Source organism: Antarctobacter heliothermus (assembly GCF_900188425.1).
GTDB lineage: Bacteria > Pseudomonadota > Alphaproteobacteria > Rhodobacterales > Rhodobacteraceae > Antarctobacter > Antarctobacter heliothermus.
Genome location: NZ_FZON01000004.1, coordinates 72,386 through 94,856, shown reverse-complemented (window position 1 = coordinate 94,856; position 22,471 = coordinate 72,386). Strand labels below are relative to the sequence as shown.

The following is a 22,471-nucleotide window of genomic DNA, read 5'->3' as shown; positions in this document are numbered from 1 at the left end:
CGACGCAACAAGGGGACAGGCATGTCAGAAAAGCCCAAAAAGGACACCCGCCGCGGACTTGGCAGAGGCCTGTCGGCGCTCATGGCCGATGTCGCACCGACTCAGGACGCGCCCGCCCAGTCAGAGGGCCTGCGTCGACCTGACCGCATGATTCCGATAGAGGCGCTGATCCCCAACCCGGATCAGCCACGCCGCACGTTCACCCAGACTCAACTGGATGAATTGGCGGCTTCGATCCGGACAAAGGGTGTTCTTCAACCTTTGATCGTACGGCCTTCGCCCCACGATGCGAGCAAATTCGAGATTGTCGCTGGCGAACGCCGCTGGCGGGCCGCCCAGATGGCACAGCAACACGAAGTCCCTGTGCTTGTTCGAGATTTTGACGACACCGAAGTACTCGAAGTTGCCATTATCGAAAATATCCAACGCGCAGACCTGAATGCCATCGAAGAGGCAGCCGGGTACAAGCAATTGATGTTCAAGTTCGGTCATACACAGGAAAAATTGGCGGAGGCCCTGGGCAAAAGCCGTAGCCACATCGCCAATCTGATGCGCCTGCTCAACTTGCCAGAAACAGTTCAGCAGCATGTTTCAGAAGGGCGACTCAGCGCCGGCCACGCGCGCGCCCTGATCACGTCCCCGGATTCGGAAACCCTGGCTCAGACCGTCGTGGCAAAGGGGCTGTCGGTGCGCGACACCGAAAAACTCGTCAAACAAGGATCGCCAGAGGGCAAGCCTCGCAAAAAGGCCTCCAACGGCGCCTTCTCTATGGACAAGGATGCAGACACCCGTGCTCTGGAAGGCGATCTCAGCGCGGCTTTGGGTATGAAGGTCCGGATTGAACATCAGCCAGGCCAGGATGCCGGGCGCGTGACAATCTCCTACGACACGCTGGAACATCTCGACGTTCTTTGCGGGATACTCAGCTCTGCCCGCTGACACGACACCTCAGGGCAACAGCGCCGCGACCACAGAATTCAGGACCAACCGCCCTTTCGCGGTGGTCCGCAAAACTGGTCCGTCCCATAGAACCAAATCAAGATCAACCAACTCCGCCACAGCTTCGGGACCAGCGACAGTCGAATCCAGTCTATGCAGGCGCTCAATATCTAGGCCTTCGTCCAAACGCAGACCCATCATCAGGTATTCCCCGGCCTGATCTGACACATCCAAAAACGCGCGGCTTTCCAAGCCTGAGCCCGCCTCGGCGTGTTGCAGCCACAGACCCGGCTGACGCCATGCAACCGTCGCTACCCGTTGTGTCGCCGTCCCCAAACGTCCATGCGCACCAGGGCCAATGCCGAGCCAGTCGCCATACCGCCAATAGATCAGGTTGTGCCGGGACTGGGCGCCGGGACGCGCATGATTTGACACCTCGTAGGCCGTATATCCTGCCGTCGAACACAGATCTTGCGTCACCTCATACATATCCGCCGCCAGATCCTCACCCGGCAATCCGCGCAACCCCCCTGCCCGGGCGCGATCCCAAAAAGCAGTCCCCTCTTCGACTGTCAATTGATACAAAGACAGATGATCGACGGCCATATCCAGAGCTTCGCCCAGCTCGGACCGCCAGTCGTCCAGCGTCTGATTCTGCCGCGCATAGATCAGGTCAAAACTGACCCGCTCAAACACGGATCGGGCAACAGCCAATGCGGTCTTTGCTTCGTCGACGTCGTGCAACCGCCCCAACCGCTTCAGGTCCGAGGCGTGCAGAGCCTGTACGCCTAGAGAAACCCGGTTCACACCGGCCCGCGCATACCCTTCAAAGCGCTGCACCTCGACCGAGCGTGGATTTGCCTCCAGCGTGATCTCAATGTCATTTGCAAAGGTCCAGCAGTCCCGTGCAGCTTCGATCACGGTTGAAACGGTCTCAGGCGTCATCAAGGACGGTGTCCCGCCGCCGAAAAAGATCGACCCAAGGACGCGGTCGGATGTCTCCGCACCAGCCCGGCGTATCTCGTCGGCCAAGGCACGCGCCCAGCGACCCTGGTCAACGTGAGACACCACATGGCTGTTGAAATCGCAGTAGGGGCACTTTGCCTCGCAAAACGGCCAGTGAACATACAGTCCAAACCCGCCGATCTGCCAATTCTCAAGGTTATTTTGGGTCAAAACACCCGGCCACAAATTTTCGAAACGCATCTGCACGATGCGAAATCTGGTTCTTTTCCCATCGATCCATCTCGCCAAAGGTTATCTCGTGCCCTTCTGGCTGAAAAATCGGATCATACCCATGGCCCTGCGATCCACGCATTGGCCAGACCACCCTGCCCTCCATGACGCCAGGAAAGACCGCATCGGTTCCATCCGGCCACGCCAGCACAAGCGTACAGCAAAACCGCGCGGTCCACGGCTCTGGCGCGCCCACGTCCAACAACATCTTGTGTGACTTTTCCATTGCCATCACAAAATCTCGTCCAGATCCGGTTTCGGCCCAATCAGCGGTATAAACTCCAGGTGCCTTGTTCAGCGCGTCGATTTCGATACCGGAATCATCCGAAAGCGCGGGCATCCCGGTCGCTTTCGCCGCTGCATGGGCCTTGATCCGGGCGTTTTCGACAAAGGTTGTGCCGGTTTCGTCGGGCTCCGGCAGATCCATATCTGCCGCGCCGACACATGACACCCCGTATGGCGCCAACAGTTGGGTCATTTCCTCCAGCTTGCCGCGATTATGCGTCGCGACAAGCAGACGGTCTCCGGTAAACCGTCGCATCAGCCGACCGCCGCCCGCTGCGCGGCGACCAGTTCGCCAACGCCCTTTTCGGCGAGGTCCATCAATTTGCTCATCTCATCGCGTGAAAAGGTCGCCCCTTCGGCGCTCATTTGCACCTCGATCAAACGGCCATCGGCCCGCAGGATAAAGTTCCCGTCAACACCGGCCTCGGAATCCTCGGGATAATCCAGATCCAGAACCGGCTGTCCGGCATAGAGACCACAGCTGACGGCGGCAATTTCCGAAATCAGCGGATCGCTGACAATGTCCCCGGCTTTCAACAGCTTGTTCACCGCCAAACGCAGCGCGACCCAGCCGCCGGTGATCGAGGCGCAGCGTGTCCCACCATCGGCCTGAATCACGTCACAATCCACGGTGATCTGACGCTCGCCCAGGGCGTTGCGATCCACTCCGGCGCGCAGTGCCCGCCCGATCAGACGCTGAATCTCGACCGTCCGGCCACCCTGCTTGCCCGCCTGAGCCTCACGCCGCATCCGGGTAGAGGTTGATCGCGGCAACATGCCGTATTCGGCCGTCACCCAGCCTTGTCCCGACCCTTTGATAAAGGGCGGCACACGTTCCTCCAGCGACGCGGTGCACAGCACATGCGTGTCGCCCATCCGGATCATACACGACCCTTCTGCATGTTTTGTCACATCTGTTTCGATTGAAACGGCGCGCATTTCGCTTAGATCACGTCCTGACGGTCGCATGGTATGTCCTCTTTTCTGGTCACATCCGGGATAGACAGCCGTGCCCCGGATATGCAACCCCGATTGACGTTCCGGCCACGCGCTCTTTAATGGCTCCGACAAGGGCAAGGTGATGACTGAGGCAAGCGAACTTCTGGCACAGATGAATGACCGCTCGCGCGAGGTGTTTCGCCGCGTGGTCGAAGGCTATCTGTCCAGCGGCGATCCTGTCGGGTCGCGGTCGCTGACCCGCACCCTGTCAGAAAAGGTCTCGGCGGCGACAATCCGCAACGTCATGCAGGACCTTGAATACCTCGGCTTGCTCGACAGCCCGCATGTGTCGGCGGGACGTATCCCCACACAACTGGGACTGCGGATGTTTGTCGACAGCCTGTTGGAAGTGCGCGACCTTGATCACCACGACCGCGAAAAGTTGGACGCCACGCTGGGCCGCAACGCGGGCGATGTGTCCGGCCTGCTGGATGCGGTCGGATCGGCACTGTCGGGCGTCACACATGGCGCGTCCCTGGTCTTGTCACCGAAACATGAGGCTCCGCTCAAACATATCGAGTTTGTCAGCCTGGCGCGGGACCGGGCGCTGGTGGTCATCGTCTTTGCGGATGGTCACGTCGAAAACCGCGTCTTTACCCCGCCCCCCGGTCTGACCCCCAGCGCGATGCGAGAGGCAGCCAATTTCACCAATGCGCTGGTCGAGGGCCGTACCCTCAGCGAGTTGCGCAAGACCATGCAGTCAGAGATCTCGCGCAGACGTCGAGAGATCGACGGCTTGGCAGCTGATCTGATCGACGCTGGCATCGCGGTCTGGGATGGTCAGGGCGACAGCGGCGAACGTCTGATCGTGCGCGGGCGGGCGAATCTGCTCGAAGAGGACTCTGCCCAAGAGGAACTTGATCGCATCCGCAGCTTGTTCGACGACCTTGAGCGCAAGCGGGACATCGCCGAATTTCTTGAACTGGCCGACGAAGGCGAAGGGGTGCGCATTTTTATCGGCTCGGAGAACAAACTTTTCTCACTTTCGGGTTCCTCTCTGGTGGTGTCTCCATATATGAACGCGGACCGAAAGATCATTGGTGCGGTGGGCGTGATCGGACCGACACGCCTGAATTATGGTCGGATCGTTCCGATCGTGGATTACACGGCTCAACTGGTCGGCCGAATGATCGCCGACCGGAGTTAAAGGTAGAAGGCATGGCAGACCCGAAAAAGGATGATTTTCTCGACGATATAGATGCGGCCGCCGCCGAAGAGCACGCCGACCTGAACGAGGAAATTGATGACGTGGCCCTTGCGATAGATGAACTGCGGGCAGAGCGGGACGACTTCAAGGACAAGTTCATGCGCGCCCTCGCGGACGCCGAGAACACCCGCAAGCGCGCCGAAAAGGATCGGCGCGAGGCACAGGCATATGGCGGCACCCGGATTGCGCGCGATTTGTTGCCCGTCTACGACAACCTCAACCGCGCACTGGCTGCGGCGCAGGACGATGACGCACAGGCCTCTGTCGCGCTGGTTGAAGGGGTCGAATTGACGCTCAAGGAGCTGCTCAAGGTGTTTGAGCGTCACGGAGTGACCCGCATCACCCCCAAGGTCGGCGACAGGTTTGACCCGCAGGAACATGAGGCGATGTTCGAGGCCCCGCTGCCCGGCACCCGCGCGGGCGATATCATTCAGGTCTCTGCTGAGGGGTTCCTGTTGTACGATCGGCTGTTGCGCCCTGCGCAGGTCGGCGTCAGTTCTACCCCGGCGTCCTGAACGGATTCACGGCGACACACTCTCTTGCACCGGGCGCCATGTGCGCCCGTTTTGCATTTGCGGGCTGACGTTCAATCCAGAAGATCCTTGAGATCGTAAAGTGCTTGCAAGGCGTCCCGGGGCGACAGGTCGTCGGGCAAAATCCCACGCAGCTTTTCCTCTACGGCGGATGTTTCTTGTGAAACAACAGGCTCGGGTGCGCGGGCGGCTGCGGAAAACAGCGGCAGATCGTCGATCAGGGCCTTTGGCGTCGCCCGCTCACGTTCGCCTTTTTCCAGCGCCTCCAGCACGGCACGCGCGCGGGTGATGACCGGCGCGGGCAGCCCGGCCAGTTGCGCCACCTGAACCCCATAGGACCGATCCGCCGCACCTGCATGGACCTCGTGCAGAAAAATAACCTCATTGTCCCATTCCTTGACGGCAACAGTGGCATTGCTGACGCCGTCCAGTTTGCCCGCCAATGTGGTAAGTTCATGATAATGCGTCGCAAACAGACCGCGCACGCGATTGACGGCCTGCAAATGCTCCAGCGTTGCCCAGGCGATCGACAGCCCGTCATAGGTGGCCGTGCCGCGTCCGATCTCATCCAGGATCACCAGGGCTCGGTCGTCCGCCTGATTCAGGATCGCGGCGGTTTCCACCATCTCGACCATAAACGTGGAACGCCCGCGTGCCAGATCATCGCTGGCACCCACACGGCTAAAGATCTGGCTGACAAGACCGACATGCGCTGATTGCGCGGGCACATAGCTGCCCATCTGCGCAAGCAGCGCGATAAGTGCGTTCTGGCGCAGATAGGTCGATTTACCGGCCATGTTCGGACCAGTCAGCAGGGTGACCGCAGCCGCCTGCCCCTCCGCACTCAGATCGCAGTCATTGGCGATGAACGGTGCACCACTGGCCGCCAAGGCTGCCTCTACTACCGGATGGCGTCCTCCGGTGATCGCAAAGGCGCGGCTGTTGTCGACCTTGGGGCGGCACCAGTCTCTCTGCCGCGCCAGTTCTGCCAACCCCAAAGACAGGTCAATCTCTGCCAACCCCAGCGCAAGGTCAGACAACACTGGTGCCGCGCTCAGGATTGCCTGGCGCAACGCCTCGAAAATCCTCCGTTCGATTTCCAGCGCTTCGTTGCCTGCATTCAGGATGCGGCGTTCCATATCCGACAGGTCAACAGTGGTGAACCGAACCTGATTTGCGGTGGTCTGGCGATGGATAAACCGCTCTGACAGAGCGTACATCTTTTCGGCGTGCAGGGCCGTGGTCTCGATAAAATACCCCAACACGTTGTTATGTTTGATCTTTATTGAGGTGATGCCTGTCTCTTTCGCATACTCCCCCTGCATTCGGGCAATGACCCCCCGGCCCTCGTCCCGCAGGGTCCGCGCCTCATCCAGGGCCGGGTCATGGCCGGTGGCCACAAAACCGCCATCGCTGACCCGCAACCCCGGCTCAGCCACCAGTGCAGCGTCGAGCAGAGCCAACAGCTCTTCCTGACCCGTGAGGTCCGCGACAGAGCGGGTCAACAAGTCCGGCAGCGCCACGTCTGCCAGTCGATCCGATATCACCCCGGCCTGTGCCAGTGCCGTGCGCACGGCCGCCAGATCGCGTGGCCCGCCCCGGTCAAGACCCAGCCGCGACAACGCGCGGTCCACATCCGGCACGGATTTCAAAGCATCGCGCAAGCTGTCGGCCATCGGGCCGTCGACGCCCCAATTCACCGCCTCCAACCGTTCGTTGATCACCTCCGGGTCGCGTGAAGGTGAGGCGACGCGCCGTTCCAGCAGCCGCGCACCCGCCGACGTCACCGTCATGTCGATCACCGACAACAAGGAACCTGCGCGCCCACCCTGCAGGCTTTCGGTCAGTTCCAGATTGCGCCGGGTTGCTGCGTCGATCTGCAAAATGCGCGAGACCTGTTCCTGCCGCGGCGGGCGCAGGATCGGCAGACGGCCTTTTTGTGTGATATCGAGGTAATCGACCAATGCCCCCATGGCCGACAGTTCGGCGCGCTCAAACGTTCCGAAACCGGCCAGCGATTGCACCTTGAACAATGCGGCCAGCCGCGCCTCTGCCGCGCTGGAATCAAAAGACGCTGCGCCCAATGCCGTCGGGTGGAGTCCCAGATCGGTCAGAACCTCGCGCAGGGTGTCTGCGACCCCCTCGGAGGCCAAAACCTCTGACGGCGCCAGTCGCGCCAGTTCCGCCCCGATCCTGGCGCGGCCCAGCGGCATCACATGAAACGCCCCGGTCGAGATATCCGCCCAGGCCAGCGCCCAGTCGTCGCGCACATGGCCAAGCGCCGCCAGATAGTTGTGCCGACGCGCCTCCAGCAGCGATTCCTCGGTCAGCGTGCCGGGTGTGACCAGCCGCACCACATCGCGTTTCACAACCGACTTGGACCCGCGCTTTTTCGCCTCCTGCGGGCTTTCCAGCTGTTCGCCCACGGCAACGCGAAATCCTTTGCGGATCAGAGTCAGCAAATAGCCCTCAGCTGCGTGCACCGGGACGCCGCACATCGGGATGTCATCGCCCGCGTGTTTGCCGCGTTTGGTCAGCGCAATGTCCAGCGCCGCACTGGCCGCCACGGCGTCGTCAAAGAACATTTCGTAAAAGTCGCCCATGCGGTAAAACAGCAGCGCATCGGGGTAGCGTGCCTTGATCTCAAGGTACTGCGCCATCATTGGCGTGACGGGTGACTCCTCCGCCGCTCCATTTCCCTTCTTGTTAGCGCTCACGTAGCTTTCCCCCAACGATTTCGCGTGACATTAAGGCTGTCAAAGAGCGGGGAAAACCGCAAAATCCGCGTGATGGAGGGGACATGACCAAAGCCAGATTCACCCGTGAAGAGGCGCTTGCCTTCCACCTGGAACCCACGCCGGGCAAATGGGAGGTGCAGGCCACCGTTCCCATGACCACCCAGCGCGATCTCAGCCTTGCCTATTCGCCGGGGGTGGCCGTCCCGTGTGAGGACATCGCCGCCAACCCGGAACTGGCCTACGACTATACGAACAAGGGCAATCTTGTGGCCGTGATCTCGAACGGGACGGCGGTTCTGGGGTTGGGCAATCTTGGCGCGCTGGGGTCCAAGCCGGTGATGGAAGGCAAATCGGTGCTCTTCAAACGCTTTGCTGACGTCAACAGCATCGACATCGAACTGGACACCGAGGACCCGGATGAATTCTGCCGCGCGGTCCGGCTGATGGGCCCCACCTTTGGTGGCATCAACCTTGAGGACATCAAGGCGCCGGAGTGTTTCATCATCGAGCAGCGGCTCAAGGAAGAAATGGACATCCCGGTCTTTCATGATGACCAGCACGGGACGGCGGTGATCTGCGCCGCGGGGCTGATCAACGCGCTGCATATCTCGGGCAAGAAGATCGAGGATGTCAGGATTGTTCTGAACGGGGCAGGGGCGGCAGGTATCGCTTGTCTGGAACTTTTGAAACGCATGGGCGCTCAGCATGAGAACTGCCTCATGTGCGACACCAAGGGCGTGATCTATCAGGGCCGCACCGAAGGCATGAACCAGTGGAAATCGGCGCATGCGGTGGCCACCGAATTGCGCACCCTCGAAGAGGCGATGGTGCAGGCCGATGTGTTCCTTGGCGTTTCGGCCAAGGGCGCGGTCACACAGGACATGGTTGCCAGCATGGCAGACAACCCGGTGATCTTTGCCATGGCGAATCCGGACCCAGAAATCACCCCCGAAGAGGCGCATGAGGTCCGTGTGGATGCCATCGTCGCCACCGGGCGCAGCGATTATCCGAACCAGGTCAACAACGTACTGGGCTTTCCCTATCTGTTCCGGGGCGCGCTGGACATCCACGCCCGCGCAATCAACGACGAGATGAAGATCGCCTGCGCGCAGGCGCTGGCCGAACTCGCGCGTGAGGATGTGCCGGACGAGGTGGCGCTGGCCTATGGCAAGACGCTGACCTTTGGCCGGGACTACATCATTCCCACGCCATTTGATCCGCGTCTGATCCACCGGATTCCGCCTGCGGTCGCGCGGGCGGGTATGGAAACCGGGGCTGCGCGGCGGCCGATCGTCGACATCGAGGCCTATGAGCACAACCTGAAGACACGGATGGACCCCACCGCCTCCATCCTGCGGTCGATCAACAGCCGCGCCCGGGCGGCACAGGCGCGGATGATCTTTGCCGAGGGCGACGACCCGCGCGTGTTGCGTGCTGCGGTCATGTATCAGCGCTCCGGGCTGGGCAAGGCGATGGTCGTCGGTCGTGAATCGGACGTGAAACAAAAACTCGAAGAGGCAGGACTGCCTGACGCCGTGCGCGAACTGGAGGTGGTGAATGCCGCCAACACTCGCCATCTGGAGGCTTACAAGGCGTTTCTTTACGACCGTTTGCAGCGCAAGGGCATGGACCGGCAGGACATTCACCGCCTCGCGGCGCGTGACCGGCATGTCTTTGCCGCGTTGATGCTGGCGCATGGACATGGGGACGGGCTGGTCACTGGGGCCACGCGCAAATCGGCGCATGTGATGCAGCTGGTCAACCATGTCTTTGATGCGGACGCGGCCCATGGGGCGGCGGGCGTGACCGCGCTGCTGCACAAGGGGCGCATTGTGCTGATCTCTGACACGCTGGTGCATGAATGGCCGGACGAAGAGGATCTGGCCACCATCGCCGAACGCGCCGCCGGTGTCGCGCGGCACCTTGGACTGGAACCTCGGGTGGCCTTTGTCAGCTTTTCGACCTTTGGCTATCCGATGTCAGAGAGGGCGGAAAAGATGCATGTGGCACCGCGCGTGCTGGACCGGCGCGGGGTCAACTTCGAATACGAGGGTGAGATGACCGTGGATGTGGCGCTGAACGTCAAGGCGCAGGAACACTATCCGTTCCAGCGCCTGACAGGCCCGGCCAACATCCTGATCGTGCCCGCGCGCCATTCGGCGTCGATCTCTGTCAAGCTGATGCAGGAAATGGCCGGGGCCACGGTGATTGGACCGATCCTTGCCGGGGTGGACGAGTCGATCCAGATCTGTTCGACCTCGATGACCGCCAATGACATCCTGAACATGGCGGTGCTGGCAGCGGCCAAGATCAGCTAGGGCAAGATTGCATAGGCCGGGGCGCAGGCGGGCATTGGCCCAGGTACACAGAGAGAAGAGGCGACATGACGATCTTCAATCTAGGCTCTATCAACGCGGATCTGTTTTACCGTGTGCCCCATCTGCCCGGTCCGGGTGAAACGCTGGCTGCGCGGTCCTTTCAGCGTGGTTTGGGTGGCAAGGGGGCCAACATGTCCGTGGCGGCGGCGCGGGGGGCGGCGCGCTGCGTGCATATCGGCGCGGTTGGGGCCGATGGCGTCTGGGCGGTGGACCGGCTGACGGAATACGGCGTGTATACACAACATATTCTCACAGTATCCCAAGACACCGGCAACGCTCTGATCGCTATAGATGACGCGGGTGAGAACAACATCATCCTCTATCCCGGGGCCAATCAGGCGATCCCGATCGACCATATCGCCGCTGCGTTGCAGGATGCCGAATCGTCGGATGTGTTCCTCACCCAAAATGAAACCAATGGCCAACGCGAAGCGGCTGAAATCGCGTCGGCCAAGGGGATGCGGGTTGCCTATGCAGCGGCGCCCTTTGATCCAGTGGCCGTGCAGGCAGTCCTGCCGCTGCTGGATATCTTGTTCCTGAATGAGGTCGAGGCACGGCAACTGCAAGAGGCGACCGGCACCGCGTCCGAGGCCTTACCCGTGCGCGACGTGATTGTGACGCTGGGCGGTGACGGGGCACGCTGGCACAACACCGATACCGGGGAGACACTGATTTTTGATGCAATCAAGGTGTCGCCGGTAGACACGACCGGGGCAGGGGACACCTTTACCGGCTATGTGCTTGCCGGTCTGGATCGCGGGATGCCGATGGCGCAGGCCATCGAACAGGCCATGGTCGCCGGGGCCATCATGGTCACGCGGCAGGGGACCGCAGACGTGATCCCCGACCTGCGCGATGTTCGGGACTTTGGCAGGTAATCGCGCTCAGTTCACAAAGGGCGCGGCGCTGCCCCACAGCTGTTTGACGCGCTCATCGCGGCCACAGCCCTTGCGATACCGCTTGTACGCGTCGCTTTGCCTGACAATGCCAAACCGGGTCACAACCCGATCCGACCCCTTGTAGTAGTCCTGGTGATAATCCTCGGCGAGGTAAAAGGACTTGGCTGACAGGATCGGTGTCACGATCTTCTTGCCCAGTGCTTTCTCGGCCTCTGCCTTGGCGGCAATGGCGGCCCCTTTCTGTCCTGCATCCGTGTAAAAGATCGCGGTGCGATAGCTGTCGCCCCGATCGCAGAACTGACCGCCCGCGTCGGTCGGGTCGACGGAGCGGAAAAACAGGCCATACAACTGACGGTCCGACACCTTGCCCGCGTCATAGCTGATCTTGACCGCCTCATAGTGGCCGGTGCCGCCACGGGTCACCTGTTTGTAGGTCGGGTTGGCGGTCTTGCCGCCGGTGTATCCTGAGACGGCCTCCTTCACCCCGGAAACCTTTTCAAAATCGGCCTCGACGCACCAGAAACACCCACCCGCGACGATGATCTCGGCGGCTTCGGCGCGTTGGCTTTGGGCGGATAGGCCCAGCACCAGAAGGGCGGACAACAGGGCAGGGCGGGCAAACGTGAAACGGGTCATGGCAGATCTCCTTTCACCTTAGCCTGCCTGTGACCTCCCTGTCTGGCAATCCGGCGCAGCGCATCTTCACCCGATGGTGAGAGTTGCGTGACCTTGGCTAAAAAATTTCACTCCGACCGAAACTTCTCCGAAAACCCTTTCGTGACTGTGATCACCAGGCGCTGGCAAGACCGCTTGCGCCGCACGACCTGACTGGGAGAAAACTTATGACTTTCAAGATTGTAACAGCTGCTTTGATGACATTCGCCGGCGCCGCTTACGCAGGCGGCCACGGCATGGCACCCATGGTCGAGGCCATGGATCAGACCGTCGCCGAAGGCACCGTTTCGGCAGAGAAAATCGTTGCCCCGGCCAATGGCTGGCTGGTGGTTCACCGCACCGGCGCGGATATGAAGCCAGGCCCCGTTGTCGGCTACGCGCCGCTGCGCAAGGGCGAAAACATGGACGTGACCGCCATCCTGACCGAACAGGTCGCGGCGGGCGACATGTTGATGCTGATGGTGCACGGCGAGGACGGCGGCATGAGCACCGGCATCTTTGAATACACCCTTGGTGCCAAGGAAGATGGCCCGATCCGCCAGGACGGTGAACTGGTCATGACCGTGGTCACCGCCAAGTGATCCCATAGCCGGGCTGGCGCCAGTCAGTTGGCCCGGCAACCGCCGCCGAGTATGCGGCGGTGACGTACCTGCGTTTCGGGTACGGTGAACGGCGGCGCGGACCCCGGTGCTCCGGATCTGCGCGGCCGTCATTTTTGTTTGGTCACGTCGTGTTGCTAGGTGGCCCGGACTGCGGCCCCGCCTACAAAAGCTGGCCCAGCTTCATCGCAACCGACATATCCCCCGACACCTTCAGCTTGCCCATCGCAAAGGCCGTCATCGGGTTCAGGTTGCCCTGAACCAGCTTCGACAGGTTGTCGTGGGAAATGCGGATGGTGCAGTCGGCGGGTGCATCGGAGTGTTCGACCGTTGTGCCATCCAGACGCAGAGTGCCGTCGTCGCCACAATCAAAACTCAGCGACTTGTCCAGCGGTTTGTGCGCCAGACCCTTGCGCAGCAGGTTTGCGATTTCATCGAATGTCATGGTGTCCTCCGGTTTCATGCCCTCTATGGCGTGAAACCGAAAGGCAGACATAGGGTGACGTTACGCGACACCGCGTAACGTCATATCAGATCACCCCAGCCGACGCTTGCGTGCCGCCAGCAGGCGCAGACGCAGCGCGTTCAGGGTGATGAACCCTTCGGCGTCCTTCTGGTCATAGGCGCCGGCGTCATCCTCAAAGGTGACATGCGCCTCAGAGTACAGCGAGTTGTCCGACCAGCGCCCGATGCAGCGCACCGACCCTTTGTACAGCTTCAGCTTGACCGTGCCGGACACCAGTTCCTGCGACTTGTCGATGGCGGCTTGCAGCATCTCGCGCTCTGGCGAGTACCAGAAACCGTTGTAGATCAACTCCGCGTAGCGCGGCATCAAGCTGTCCTTGAGGTGGCCGGCGCCGCTGTCCAGCGTGATCTGTTCGATGCCGCGATGCGCCTCCAGCAGGATGGTGCCGCCGGGGGTCTCATAGATGCCGCGCGATTTCATGCCGACAAAACGGTTTTCAACAAAATCCAGACGTCCGATGCCGTGCTTGCGGCCATATTCGTTCAACTGCGTCAAGATCGTCGCGGGCGACAGTGCCTCACCGTTGATCGCCACCGCATCGCCTTTTTCAAAGGTGACTTCGATAACCTCGGGCGTGTCGGGCGCGTCCTCGGGGTTCACGGTGCGCAGGTGGACATATTCGGGCGCTTCTTCTGCCGGATCTTCCAGCACGCGGCCCTCGGACGAGGTGTGCAGCAGGTTGGCATCCACGCTGAACGGAGCCTCACCGCGTTTGTCCTTGGCGATCGGAATCTGGTTTTTTTCGGCAAAATCGAGCAGCGCGGTGCGCGAGTTCAGATCCCATTCCCGCCAAGGTGCGATCACCTTGATGTCGGGGTTCAGCGCTGCGGCGGAAAGCTCAAACCGCACCTGATCGTTGCCCTTGCCGGTGGCGCCGTGGGCCACGGCATCGGCGCCGGTTTCCTCGGCGATTTCGACCAGCCGCTTGGAGATCAGCGGGCGCGCGATGGAGGTGCCCAGCAGGTACAGCCCCTCATAGACCGCATTGGCGCGGAACATTGGAAAGACGAAATCGCGCACAAATTCCTCACGCACGTCCTCGATGTAGATATTTGCCGGGTCGATCCCCAGCATAACGGCCTTTTCGCGGGCGGGTTCCAGTTCCTCACCCTGACCAAGATCGGCGGTAAAGGTCACGACCTCACAGCCGTATTCCGTTTGCAACCATTTCAGGATGATCGAGGTGTCGAGGCCACCGGAATAGGCGAGCACAACTTTCTTGGGCGCGGTCATGGATCTGTCCTTTGGGGCGGTTTGGCGGGCGGATTAGCCTGTTTTCGGCGGGCCTGCAAGGAAGGCCCGTTGACGCGGGCGGTTGGCGTGCTACCCCCTGCCCCAATGGATTTACGAAAAGGTGTGCCATGCGCGGCTGGCTGGTTTTCAAACACTCCTTCTGGATTGTCATCAACAACCTGGAGGTGGCGTTCCGTATCTCTGCGGTTCTCTACGCCTTGCAGGCGCTGAATCAGGTGCTGATTCTGATGGCGACGCCGACAGGGGACGTTGGTGAGACGGTTGTCAGTCCCGGCATGGCGCTGATGGTTCTGGCAACGGCCTTTCTTGCGATTGTCGCCAGCCTGTGGATTGCCGTGGCATGGCACAGGTTTGTTCTGACCGGTGAGATCCCCGAGGGCGCATTGCCGAAGTGGCAAGGTGGCTTGGTGTTGGCCTATCTTGGACGGTCGGTGATGATCGCGCTGCTGGTATCGCTGGCAGTGGTGGCCGCCATGATCCCGATTGACATTGTCATGGCTGCGGCCCCCGGCGCGGGTCTGCCCCTGTTGCTGGCGCTTGTCGCGCTGGCCGTTTACCTGTTTTTCCGGTTCGGGGTGATGTTGCCCGCCGGGGCCATCGACCGCAAGTTGACCCTGCGCGAAGCCTGGGCCGCAACAGCCAAGGAACATGGGACAATCGTGGTCCTGTCCCTGATCGTGGTCTTCTTCAGCGTACTGGTGCAATTGCCTGCGTGGCTGAATCCCGATCCCCAGTCGCTGATCAACCTAGTCTACAGCGTTGTCGTTGGCTGGTTTGCGACGATGATCGGTGTCTCTGCTCTGACCACCCTTTACGGGATCAGCGTCGAGGGGCGCGACATCGACTGACTTGCGCGCGGCCCGGGCTTGGGCCACAGCAGGGACATGACTGATTTCAAGGATAAGGCCCGGGCTGCCGAGGCCGCCATGCGCGACGTCTTTCCACCGACGCCGCTATTGCGCAACGCCCATCTGTCGGACCGTTTCGGAGCCGAGGTGCTGCTGAAACGCGAAGACCTGAGCCCGGTGCGCAGCTACAAGCTGCGCGGCGCGTTCAACGCCATGCGCAAGGCTCGCGGAGAGGTGCTGTTTGTCTGCGCCTCCGCCGGCAATCACGCGCAGGGCGTCGCCTACATGTGTCGTCATTTCGGTGTGCAGGGGGTGATTTTCATGCCCGTGACAACGCCGCAGCAAAAGATCCAGAAGACCCGGATGTTTGGCGGCGACGCGGTCGAGATCCGATTGACCGGCGACTATTTCGACGATTGCCTGAAGGCGGCGCAGGCGTTTTGTGCCACCGAGGGCGGGCATTTCTTGTCGCCCTTTGACGATGAGGACGTGATCGAGGGACAGGCCTCTGTCGCGGTCGAGATCGAACAACAGCTGGGCCGTGCCCCCGATCACCTTGTCATCCCTGTGGGCGGTGGCGGCCTGTCCGCCGGAATGATCAGCTATTTCGGGACCGAGTCGCAGTATACCTTTGTCGAACCGCTGGGCGGTGCTTGTCTTCGCGCAGCCTTGCAGGCGGGACGCCCCGTGGCGCTGCCGTCGGTGAACACCTTTGCCGATGGCGCGGCGGTGGCCCGGATCGGTGAGCGGACGTTTGAGCGGCTCAAAGGCGTCGGCCTGGCCAATTCGCTGACCATCCACGAGGACCGTCTGTGCCTGACCATCCTCGAGATGCTGAACGTCGAGGGAATCGTGCTGGAACCTGCGGGCGCGTTGTCGGTCGATGCCTTACAGGATCTGGGGCAGGGAATCGCGGGGCGCACCGTGGTCTGCATCACCTCGGGCGGGAATTTCGATTTTGAGCGCCTGCCAGAGGTCAAGGAGCGCGCCCAGCGCTATTCCGGCATCAAGAAGTATTTCATCCTGCGGTTGCCGCAGCGCCCCGGCGCGCTGAAGGATTTCCTTGGCCTGTTGGGGCCGGACGATGACATCGCGCGATTCGAATATCTCAAGAAATCAGCGCGCAACTTCGGCTCTGTCCTGATCGGGATCGAAACCAGCACGCCGGAGAATTTCCAGACACTTTTCGGCAGTCTGGACGCGCATGGGTTCACCTATCAGGACATCACCGAGGATGAGATCCTCGCGCAGTTCGTGATCTGATGCTGGCCGGGCGGCGCGTTCTGCTGACCGGCGCGGCACAGGGCATCGGCCGCGCGCTGGCGGTTCGACTGGCGCAGGATGGCGCGCATTTGTTCCTGACGGATGTGGCGGGTTCTGCGCTGGAACAGGTGGCCGATGCGGTGGGCGCGGATCACGCGCCGGCAGATCTGCGCGACCCGGACCAGATCACCGCCCTTGTCGGCCGGGCAGAGGCCGCGCTGGGCGGGATCGACATGCTGATCTCCAACGCCGGTTTTGCGCGCGGTGCCATCGACGGCCCGTGCAGCGCGTCGGATGATCTGTGGCAGGACAGCTGGGATGTGCATGTCATGGCGCATCTGCGCGCCGCGCGGCTGGTGCTGCCGGGAATGCGCGCCCGGGGCGAAGGGTGGTTGATCAACATCGCCTCTGCCGCTGGTTTGCTCAGCCAGATCGGCGATGCGCCTTATTCAGCCAGCAAACACGCCGCTGTCAGTCTTGCGCAATCGCTGGCCATCGAACACGGCGATGAGGGTATCCACGTCTCAGTGGTTTGCCCGCTTTACGTGGCGACCCCGCTGCTGGGATATGGCGACACAGGGGTCGACAACCGCCCGCATGACCGGGTGTTGACGGCGGACGATGTGGCCCTGTCGGTGGTCGACGGCGTGCGCGCTGGCAGATTTCTGATCCTGCCGCACCCGGAGGCCGCAGTCTACGCCCAGAGGCGCGCGGCGGATATGGATCGCTGGATTGACGGGATGCGACGGCTTCGGCGCGATGCCTTTGCCGAAGGGCCGCCGCGCGACCTGACAGAGCTGCATCGCAAGATTTGAGGCGGCGCGCTGTCAGGCGGCCAGCCGTTCGGGCAGGCCTTTCTGGAACTGGTCGCGTGATTCTTCAAAGATCGAGCGGACCTGGGCGGGGCTGACCGCCTCGGGATGGCCGGCGGCGGCGGATTTCTCACCTTTCAGACATATCTGTGCCAACGTCTTGAACCCAAGGTTCAGCGATGCGCCCTTGAGGAAGTGCATCTGTTCCTCGGTAACAACCGGATTGCCCTCACTGGACTCCAACTGGGCAACAGCCCCTTCGACCTCTTCAAGGAACAGCTCTGCAACCTCACCAAAATCCTCTGGTCCGATTTCATCTACCAATTCGTCCACGCGTGACCAGTCAATCATACCCTGTCTCCATCATACCGGCCCCATTGCAAGACGGACCCCACCGATGACCCGCGCCAAATGATACCCTGCGGGCAGCCTGTGTATAAATCCGGGAGGTAAAGAGCACCTTTCGCAATGGTCTGCCCCGCGAAGAGAATAGGCGGTATTTTACCATTCAAGGGTCGTTAAGAAACTGCCGCGTATAGACGTCGCGAACCAGGATAATTTCGAAAAGGGTCCGCCTTGCAGACTCAGAGAAAAGGCATTCCATCCGAAGTGACTGGCGCAATCCAATGCGTGCTGGTCGTTGATGACAGCCGTGCGCAACTCAAGATGGTGGAAACCATGGTCCGCCGTTGGGGGTATGAGGTGCTGACGGCGGAATCGGGTCAGGCTGCGCTGGAGATCTGCCGCCAACATCCGCCCGATCTTGTGCTGTCAGACTGGATGATGCCCGGCATGACCGGGCTTGAGTTTTGTCGGCACTTTCGTGAGTTGAAAACAGAGGGGTACGGTTATTTCATCCTGCTCACCTCGAAGAGCGAAAAGGGCGACATCGCAGAGGGATTGGATGCGGGGGCGGACGATTTTCTGACCAAGCCGGTCAATGCCCCCGAACTGCGCGCCCGCATCACTGCGGGTGAGCGGATCGTATCCATGGAACGGCAATTGTCCGAAAAGAACCGCCAGGTGTCCGAGGCTTTTGATGAGCTGCGCGAAATCCACACGGCCATCGACAATGATCTGCGCCAGGCCCGCACGATCCAGCAATCGCTGGTTCCCGAACGGGTGGGTGAGATCCTGACATCGCGGGTCAGCCTGTTGTTGCATCCCTGCGGCCACGTCGGCGGGGATCTTGTGGGCATGTTCAAACCCGGTTTCGGACGGTTGGGATTATACAGCATCGACGTGTCCGGCCACGGCATCACCTCGGCCATGGTGACGGCGCGGGTCGCGGGCTATCTTTCCTCCACCTTCCCGGAACAGAACATCGCGCTGGAACGCCGGTTTGATCAATTTTACGCCATGCGCGAACCCGCCGAGACGGCGCGGCTGCTAAACCAAAGACTGTCTGCCGATCCAGGGGTCGAGGAATACCTGACCCTTGCCTATGTTGCCGCCGACCTGACCACGGGCCGAATGCGCATGGTTCAGGCGGGACATTCCCCCGCGCTGCTGCTGCATCCCGATGGCAGCCATGAATTTATCGGGGACGGGGGTCTGCCCATTGGTTTGGTGGATGAGGTGTCTTACGACCAGCATGATTTCACCCTCAGCTCGGGTGATCTGTTGTTGCTCTATTCGGACGGATTCACCGAGGCCGTGATGAAAAACGGTGAAATGTTGGGCGATGACGGCCTGGTCAGGATCTTTTGCGAAAGTGCGCGCTGCGGCAACGGGCCGGAAATCCTTGAGGACATGTACTGGCGACTGACCCAGCAGATGGACGGCGCTGGCAAGCTGAGCGACGACGTATCGGCAACTCTGTTGGAATTTGACGTTCTCAAGGACAAACGCGGATCCGACTGACCTGCCGCTGTGTCGTTATCCGGACGTTCCGTGGCGCAGGACAAAGGCGCGGTCCCCCGGATTTCCCAATTCGTGCGCTGCGGCCTCTGGAGTGCGCCAAATTGCCGTGTGGCCCGGCTCTGTCGGTGGACCATGCGGGCACACGGGCATTGCAGTATAAATGATGCAGAGCTTTTCGGCCCACAGGCCGTAATCGGGCATAAATGTGAACCTGCGGAACGCGCCCAGCCTGCGCGGCCGCGCAATCCGCCAGCCGGTCTCCTCAAAGATCTCACGGTGCAGCGCCTGTAACGGGTTTTCGCCCGGATCAATCCCGCCGCCGGGCAATTGCACCTCCGGGCAGGGCGCGTCCTGTCGGGTCAACAGCAGGCGGCCATCGCGCGGCAGGATTGCATATGCGCCGGGCCTCAGCGTATACCGCCGGTCCATCTGTGGCGGCTTGCCAAACCGTGGCGTCATGTCCGGCCCCCTTTGCGTCCCGCCCTATTGGTCCTATATGCACGCGATATGCCAGCCAAAGGCAGACAAGGAAACCCCATGAGCATCGGCAATAAAATCGCCTGGGACGACACAGTCCTGCCCTTTCAGCTTGACCGGTCGGACATGCGCGGCCGCGTTGCGCGGCTTGACGGTGTGTTGTCCGGCGTCCTGCAACAACACAACTACCCCGCCCCGGTTGAGGCGCTGGTGGCAGAGATGGCTCTGCTGACCGCCTTGATCGGCCAGACCGTCAAACTGCGATGGAAACTGTCCCTGCAGGTCCAGACCAATGGCCCGGTGCGGATGATCGCCACCGATTACTACGGTCCCGAAGAAGAGGGGCAGCCTGCCCGCATCCGCGCCTATGCCAGCTATGACGAAGACCGCATCACCGATGCGCCGCCGTTTCAGCAACTGGGCGCGGGCTACTTTGCGATCATGATCGACCAAGGCAAGGGCATGCAGCCCTATCAGGGCATTACCCCCATCGCGGGCAACAACCTGTCCGACTGCGCGGCGGCCTATTTCGCCCAGTCGGAACAATTGCCGACCACTTTTGCGCTGTCCTACGGCCGCTCGACGGAACCGGGTGTGCCGGAACACTGGCGTGCGGGCGGCATCATGTTGCAGCACATGCCCAAGGCCTCGCCCTTTGCCAAGGATGGCGGGTCGGGTGAGGAGGGTCTGTTGCAAGCCGGGGATCTGGTGGACGGAGACGCCGCAGAAAACTGGAACCGGGTGAATGCCCACCTTGCGACGCTGGAACAACTGGAACTGATCGGCCCCAGCGTGCCGCCGACCGATCTGCTGGTCCGCCTGTTCCATGAGGAAGAACCGCGCGTCTTTGAGATGCAGCCGGTGCGCTTTGGCTGCACCTGTTCAGAGGATCGCGTGCGCCAAAGCCTGTCGATCTATTCGGCCAAGGACATTGGCCACATGACGACGGATGAGGGGCTTGTGACCGCCGATTGCCAGTTCTGCGGCGCGCATTATGAGCTTGATCCGGCCACCGTGGGGTTCAGCGCTGATGGCAACAAGTGATCAGATCACGGCCCTGCGCCGGGCGCCCCAAGCCACCGGCGCGCCCTCGTCCGATTTCGACCTGAACCCTGCGGTTGTCCTGACTGAGGGGCGCAAGCTGCGCCCTGCCGGGGTGCTGGCGGCGTTCAAACCGGGGCATGACGGGCTGGACCTGATCCTGACCAAACGCTCCAGCCGGTTGAAACACCATCCCGGCCAGATCGCCTTTCCCGGCGGCAAGGTCGATCCGGGCGACGCGGATGAGATCGCCGCCGCTCTGCGTGAGGCGCACGAGGAAGTGGCGCTTGACCCCGCGCAGGTCGAGGTGCTGGGCACACTGCCGCCGCATGAGACCGTGACCGGCTTTCTGGTCACGCCCGTCATCGGGCTGGTGCACGGCGATTTCACCCCGGTGCCAGAGCCGGGAGAAGTCGAAGAGGTGTTCATGGTGCCCTATGCCCATGTCATTGATCCGGCGCGCTATTCTGTTCAGGGACGGCGCTGGCGCGGGCAACGGCGCCTGTATTACACTGCGCCGTTCGGCCCGTATTACATCTGGGGTGCGACGGCCCGGATGCTGCGCGCACTGGCAGACTGGGTCCATTCGTGACCCGTGTGACCGGCGATTGGTTGCGGTCCCCGGCAACGCAGACCGTGATGGCCATGCTGGAGGACGCCGGTCATCTGGCCTATGCGGTTGGCGGCTGTGTGCGCAACGCGCTGTTGGGCGTGCCGGTCTCTGATGTGGACATCTCGACCGATGCCCGCCCGACCCGCGTGATGGCGCTGGCCAAGGCCGCAGGACTCAAGGTGGTGCCCACCGGGGTCGACCACGGCACCGTGACCGTGGTCGCCGGTGGGGAGGGGTTCGAGGTCACGACCTTTCGCGCGGATGTGGAAACCGATGGCCGTCGGGCCGTGGTCCGCTTTGCCGATGATGTTCACGAGGACGCGGTGCGGCGCGATTTTACCATGAACGCACTGTATGCGGACCGCCGTGGCGCATTGATTGATCCGCTGGGCGGCCTGCCAGACCTGCAGGCGCGGCATTTTCGGTTCATTCTTGATGCCGATACCCGCATCAAGGAGGACTACCTGCGCATCCTGCGCTTTTTCCGTTTCTCGGCGTGGTATGGTGACCCGGACGCGGGCATGGATCCGGATGCCCTGGCCGCAATCGCCGCCAACATCGACGGGCTGGATCTGTTGTCGCGCGAACGGGTGGGCGTGGAACTGGTCAAGCTGTTGAAGGCGCCCGATCCGCTGATTGCGATTTCGGTGATGGAACGGCTGGGCGTGCTGGCCCATGTCCTGCCGGGGGCCGGGATCACCGCGTTGGGCCCCTATCTGATGTTTGAGTCGGCGTTGGGCCGCGCCCCCGATCCGATGGCGCGCATGGCAGTGCTGGGTTTTTTTGACGGTGAGGCACTGCGCCTGTCCAAGGCCGCACAACGCAAGCTGCACCTCTACCGCGACCTCATGGGCAGTACGGAAGGCCCGGCGGAACTGGCCTATCGGCAGGGGCCAGACGTGGCGCAAACCGTTGTGGCCCTGCGCGCGGCCAGTTTCGGCAGCCCTTTGCCGCAGGACATAACTGCGCCAATCGCCAAAGGTGCGAAGGCCAAATTCCCTCTGAAAGCCAAAGACTTGATGCCGAGCTATCAGGGTGCCGCCCTTGGCGATGCGCTGCGTCGGGCCGAAGAACACTGGATCGCTCAGGGGTTCATCCCGGACAAGGCGGACCTGCGCCGCTGGCTTGACGAGGGGTGACAGACTGTTTTTTCTGTCCTAGAAAGTTCCGACTCAACCTTTCCCCGGGAGACATGATGGTGCGTGACAGGATTCATATCAGCTTCGGCTGAGCCGACCTGCACGCGCGGGCAGGCTTTGGCCAGACCCGTTTTACCTTTTCATTGT

Annotated in this window: 22 protein-coding genes; 13 read left to right on the top strand and 9 right to left on the bottom strand. The window is 61.6% G+C overall.

Going from position 1 to position 22,471, the window contains the following annotated elements; all coding sequences use genetic code 11:
- The first annotated feature begins 21 nt into the window (after nt 1-21).
- Nucleotides 22-939, top strand: coding sequence for a ParB/RepB/Spo0J family partition protein (locus tag CHB90_RS03430; protein WP_089276453.1), 918 nt, complete (start codon nt 22-24; stop codon nt 937-939).
- A 9-nt stretch (nt 940-948) separates the two neighbouring features.
- Here CHB90_RS03430 and hemW read toward each other — a convergent pair whose 3' ends face one another.
- From hemW to rph, 3 genes are read right to left on the bottom strand one after another with little or no spacing between them, the layout of a single operon-like run.
- Nucleotides 949-2,145 carry a radical SAM family heme chaperone HemW gene (gene hemW / locus CHB90_RS03425; protein WP_089276452.1) on the bottom strand — a complete coding sequence of 399 codons (1,197 nt, stop codon included), beginning with the start codon at nt 2,143-2,145 and terminating at the stop codon, nt 949-951.
- Nucleotides 2,102-2,716: an RdgB/HAM1 family non-canonical purine NTP pyrophosphatase gene (rdgB, locus tag CHB90_RS03420; RefSeq protein WP_089276451.1), complete on the bottom strand. Its 615-nt coding sequence runs from the start codon at nt 2,714-2,716 to the stop codon at nt 2,102-2,104. The genes hemW and rdgB overlap by 44 nt, the downstream gene beginning before the upstream one ends.
- Nucleotides 2,716-3,429 (bottom strand): ribonuclease PH, encoded by a 714-nt coding sequence (gene rph / locus CHB90_RS03415; protein ID WP_089276450.1) that lies wholly within the window; start codon nt 3,427-3,429, stop codon nt 2,716-2,718. The genes rdgB and rph overlap by 1 nt, the downstream gene beginning before the upstream one ends.
- Nucleotides 3,430-3,541: 112 nt before the next feature.
- On the opposite strand from rph, the gene hrcA reads away from it, so the two are divergent.
- Nucleotides 3,542-4,606 (top strand): heat-inducible transcriptional repressor HrcA, encoded by a 1,065-nt coding sequence (hrcA, locus tag CHB90_RS03410; protein ID WP_089276449.1) that lies wholly within the window; start codon nt 3,542-3,544, stop codon nt 4,604-4,606.
- 11 nt (nt 4,607-4,617) lie between these two features.
- A complete protein-coding gene (locus CHB90_RS03405) occupies nt 4,618-5,181 on the top strand; it encodes a nucleotide exchange factor GrpE (protein ID WP_089276448.1) in 564 nt (187 codons plus the stop codon).
- Nucleotides 5,182-5,252: 71 nt separating this feature from the next.
- Here CHB90_RS03405 and mutS read toward each other — a convergent pair whose 3' ends face one another.
- Nucleotides 5,253-7,862, bottom strand: a complete 2,610-nt coding sequence (gene mutS, locus CHB90_RS03400) for a DNA mismatch repair protein MutS (RefSeq protein WP_089276447.1) — start codon at nt 7,860-7,862, stop codon at nt 5,253-5,255.
- Nucleotides 7,863-7,999: 137 nt separating this feature from the next.
- Here mutS and CHB90_RS03395 point away from each other — a divergent pair, with 137 nt between their 5' ends.
- Nucleotides 8,000-10,255: an NADP-dependent malic enzyme gene (locus tag CHB90_RS03395; protein ID WP_089276446.1), complete on the top strand. Its 2,256-nt coding sequence runs from the start codon at nt 8,000-8,002 to the stop codon at nt 10,253-10,255.
- A gap of 65 nt (nt 10,256-10,320) precedes the next feature.
- Nucleotides 10,321-11,193, top strand: a complete 873-nt coding sequence (locus CHB90_RS03390) for a ribokinase (RefSeq protein WP_089276445.1) — start codon at nt 10,321-10,323, stop codon at nt 11,191-11,193.
- A gap of 6 nt (nt 11,194-11,199) precedes the next feature.
- On the opposite strand, the gene msrA is transcribed toward CHB90_RS03390, so the two are convergent.
- On the bottom strand, nt 11,200-11,850 hold the full coding sequence (msrA, locus tag CHB90_RS03385) for a peptide-methionine (S)-S-oxide reductase MsrA (RefSeq protein WP_089276444.1): 651 nt from the start codon (nt 11,848-11,850) through the stop codon (nt 11,200-11,202).
- 236 nt (nt 11,851-12,086) lie between these two features.
- Between msrA and CHB90_RS03380 the strand changes: the two genes are divergently transcribed.
- A complete protein-coding gene (locus CHB90_RS03380; RefSeq protein WP_212591567.1) occupies nt 12,087-12,470 on the top strand; it encodes a DUF7282 domain-containing protein in 384 nt (127 codons plus the stop codon).
- 181 nt (nt 12,471-12,651) lie between these two features.
- On the opposite strand, the gene CHB90_RS03375 is transcribed toward CHB90_RS03380, so the two are convergent.
- Together CHB90_RS03375 and CHB90_RS03370 are read right to left on the bottom strand one after the other, a co-directional pair.
- A complete protein-coding gene (locus CHB90_RS03375) occupies nt 12,652-12,933 on the bottom strand; it encodes an SCP2 sterol-binding domain-containing protein (RefSeq protein WP_089276532.1) in 282 nt (93 codons plus the stop codon).
- 90 nt (nt 12,934-13,023) lie between these two features.
- Entirely contained in the window at nt 13,024-14,247 is a 1,224-nt protein-coding gene (locus CHB90_RS03370; RefSeq protein WP_089276442.1) for an argininosuccinate synthase, read from the bottom strand.
- A 128-nt stretch (nt 14,248-14,375) separates the two neighbouring features.
- Here CHB90_RS03370 and CHB90_RS03365 point away from each other — a divergent pair, with 128 nt between their 5' ends.
- The 3 genes from CHB90_RS03365 to CHB90_RS03355 are packed head-to-tail and all read left to right on the top strand — an operon-like array spanning nt 14,376 to nt 17,194.
- Nucleotides 14,376-15,116 carry a hypothetical protein gene (locus tag CHB90_RS03365; protein WP_089276441.1) on the top strand — a complete coding sequence of 247 codons (741 nt, stop codon included), beginning with the start codon at nt 14,376-14,378 and terminating at the stop codon, nt 15,114-15,116.
- Nucleotides 15,117-15,152: 36 nt separating this feature from the next.
- Nucleotides 15,153-16,379 carry a threonine ammonia-lyase IlvA gene (ilvA, locus tag CHB90_RS03360; protein ID WP_089276440.1) on the top strand — a complete coding sequence of 409 codons (1,227 nt, stop codon included), beginning with the start codon at nt 15,153-15,155 and terminating at the stop codon, nt 16,377-16,379.
- A complete protein-coding gene (locus CHB90_RS03355) occupies nt 16,379-17,194 on the top strand; it encodes an SDR family NAD(P)-dependent oxidoreductase (protein ID WP_212591566.1) in 816 nt (271 codons plus the stop codon). The genes ilvA and CHB90_RS03355 overlap by 1 nt, the downstream gene beginning before the upstream one ends.
- Nucleotides 17,195-17,206: 12 nt before the next feature.
- On the opposite strand, the gene CHB90_RS03350 is transcribed toward CHB90_RS03355, so the two are convergent.
- Nucleotides 17,207-17,542 (bottom strand): Hpt domain-containing protein, encoded by a 336-nt coding sequence (locus tag CHB90_RS03350; protein WP_089276438.1) that lies wholly within the window; start codon nt 17,540-17,542, stop codon nt 17,207-17,209.
- Between the two features lie 225 nt (nt 17,543-17,767).
- On the opposite strand from CHB90_RS03350, the gene CHB90_RS03345 reads away from it, so the two are divergent.
- Nucleotides 17,768-19,054, top strand: a complete 1,287-nt coding sequence (locus CHB90_RS03345; RefSeq protein ID WP_281256067.1) for a PP2C family protein-serine/threonine phosphatase — start codon at nt 17,768-17,770, stop codon at nt 19,052-19,054.
- Nucleotides 19,055-19,069: 15 nt separating this feature from the next.
- On the opposite strand, the gene CHB90_RS03340 is transcribed toward CHB90_RS03345, so the two are convergent.
- Complete coding sequence (locus CHB90_RS03340; protein ID WP_089276436.1) at nt 19,070-19,513, bottom strand: NUDIX domain-containing protein; 444 nt, start codon at nt 19,511-19,513, stop codon at nt 19,070-19,072.
- 78 nt (nt 19,514-19,591) lie between these two features.
- Here CHB90_RS03340 and hslO point away from each other — a divergent pair, with 78 nt between their 5' ends.
- Genes hslO through CHB90_RS03325 form a run of 3 tightly spaced genes read left to right on the top strand, consistent with a single transcriptional unit; the run spans nt 19,592 to nt 22,324 of the window.
- The gene (hslO, locus tag CHB90_RS03335) at nt 19,592-20,575 is read left to right on the top strand and encodes an Hsp33 family molecular chaperone HslO (protein WP_089276435.1); all 984 of its coding nucleotides are present in this window, start codon (nt 19,592-19,594) and stop codon (nt 20,573-20,575) included.
- Nucleotides 20,562-21,164 (top strand): CoA pyrophosphatase, encoded by a 603-nt coding sequence (locus CHB90_RS03330; protein WP_089276434.1) that lies wholly within the window; start codon nt 20,562-20,564, stop codon nt 21,162-21,164. The genes hslO and CHB90_RS03330 overlap by 14 nt, the downstream gene beginning before the upstream one ends.
- Nucleotides 21,161-22,324: a CCA tRNA nucleotidyltransferase gene (locus CHB90_RS03325; RefSeq protein ID WP_089276433.1), complete on the top strand. Its 1,164-nt coding sequence runs from the start codon at nt 21,161-21,163 to the stop codon at nt 22,322-22,324. The genes CHB90_RS03330 and CHB90_RS03325 overlap by 4 nt, the downstream gene beginning before the upstream one ends.
- Nucleotides 22,325-22,471 lie beyond the last annotated feature (147 nt).

What these genes read in the sequence shown, in the direction of transcription:
- CHB90_RS03430 (WP_089276453.1), top strand. Translation starts at nt 22, where the DNA reads ATGTCAGAAAAGCCCAAAAAGGACACCCGCCGCGGACTTGGCAGAGGC.
- CHB90_RS03380 (WP_212591567.1), top strand. Translation starts at nt 12,087, where the DNA reads ATGACATTCGCCGGCGCCGCTTACGCAGGCGGCCACGGCATGGCACCC.
- msrA (WP_089276444.1), bottom strand. Translation starts at nt 11,850, where the DNA reads ATGACCCGTTTCACGTTTGCCCGCCCTGCCCTGTTGTCCGCCCTTCTG.
- CHB90_RS03375 (WP_089276532.1), bottom strand. Translation starts at nt 12,933, where the DNA reads ATGACATTCGATGAAATCGCAAACCTGCTGCGCAAGGGTCTGGCGCAC.
- CHB90_RS03355 (WP_212591566.1), top strand. Translation starts at nt 16,379, where the DNA reads ATGCTGGCCGGGCGGCGCGTTCTGCTGACCGGCGCGGCACAGGGCATC.
- rph (WP_089276450.1), bottom strand. Translation starts at nt 3,429, where the DNA reads ATGCGACCGTCAGGACGTGATCTAAGCGAAATGCGCGCCGTTTCAATC.
- CHB90_RS03340 (WP_089276436.1), bottom strand. Translation starts at nt 19,513, where the DNA reads ATGACGCCACGGTTTGGCAAGCCGCCACAGATGGACCGGCGGTATACG.
- hslO (WP_089276435.1), top strand. Translation starts at nt 19,592, where the DNA reads ATGAGCATCGGCAATAAAATCGCCTGGGACGACACAGTCCTGCCCTTT.
- hemW (WP_089276452.1), bottom strand. Translation starts at nt 2,145, where the DNA reads ATGCGTTTCGAAAATTTGTGGCCGGGTGTTTTGACCCAAAATAACCTT.
- CHB90_RS03370 (WP_089276442.1), bottom strand. Translation starts at nt 14,247, where the DNA reads ATGACCGCGCCCAAGAAAGTTGTGCTCGCCTATTCCGGTGGCCTCGAC.
- CHB90_RS03365 (WP_089276441.1), top strand. Translation starts at nt 14,376, where the DNA reads ATGCGCGGCTGGCTGGTTTTCAAACACTCCTTCTGGATTGTCATCAAC.
- hrcA (WP_089276449.1), top strand. Translation starts at nt 3,542, where the DNA reads ATGACTGAGGCAAGCGAACTTCTGGCACAGATGAATGACCGCTCGCGC.
- rdgB (WP_089276451.1), bottom strand. Translation starts at nt 2,716, where the DNA reads ATGCGACGGTTTACCGGAGACCGTCTGCTTGTCGCGACGCATAATCGC.
- CHB90_RS03330 (WP_089276434.1), top strand. Translation starts at nt 20,562, where the DNA reads ATGGCAACAAGTGATCAGATCACGGCCCTGCGCCGGGCGCCCCAAGCC.
- CHB90_RS03405 (WP_089276448.1), top strand. Translation starts at nt 4,618, where the DNA reads ATGGCAGACCCGAAAAAGGATGATTTTCTCGACGATATAGATGCGGCC.
- CHB90_RS03395 (WP_089276446.1), top strand. Translation starts at nt 8,000, where the DNA reads ATGACCAAAGCCAGATTCACCCGTGAAGAGGCGCTTGCCTTCCACCTG.
- CHB90_RS03350 (WP_089276438.1), bottom strand. Translation starts at nt 17,542, where the DNA reads ATGATTGACTGGTCACGCGTGGACGAATTGGTAGATGAAATCGGACCA.
- mutS (WP_089276447.1), bottom strand. Translation starts at nt 7,862, where the DNA reads ATGATGGCGCAGTACCTTGAGATCAAGGCACGCTACCCCGATGCGCTG.
- CHB90_RS03390 (WP_089276445.1), top strand. Translation starts at nt 10,321, where the DNA reads ATGACGATCTTCAATCTAGGCTCTATCAACGCGGATCTGTTTTACCGT.
- ilvA (WP_089276440.1), top strand. Translation starts at nt 15,153, where the DNA reads ATGACTGATTTCAAGGATAAGGCCCGGGCTGCCGAGGCCGCCATGCGC.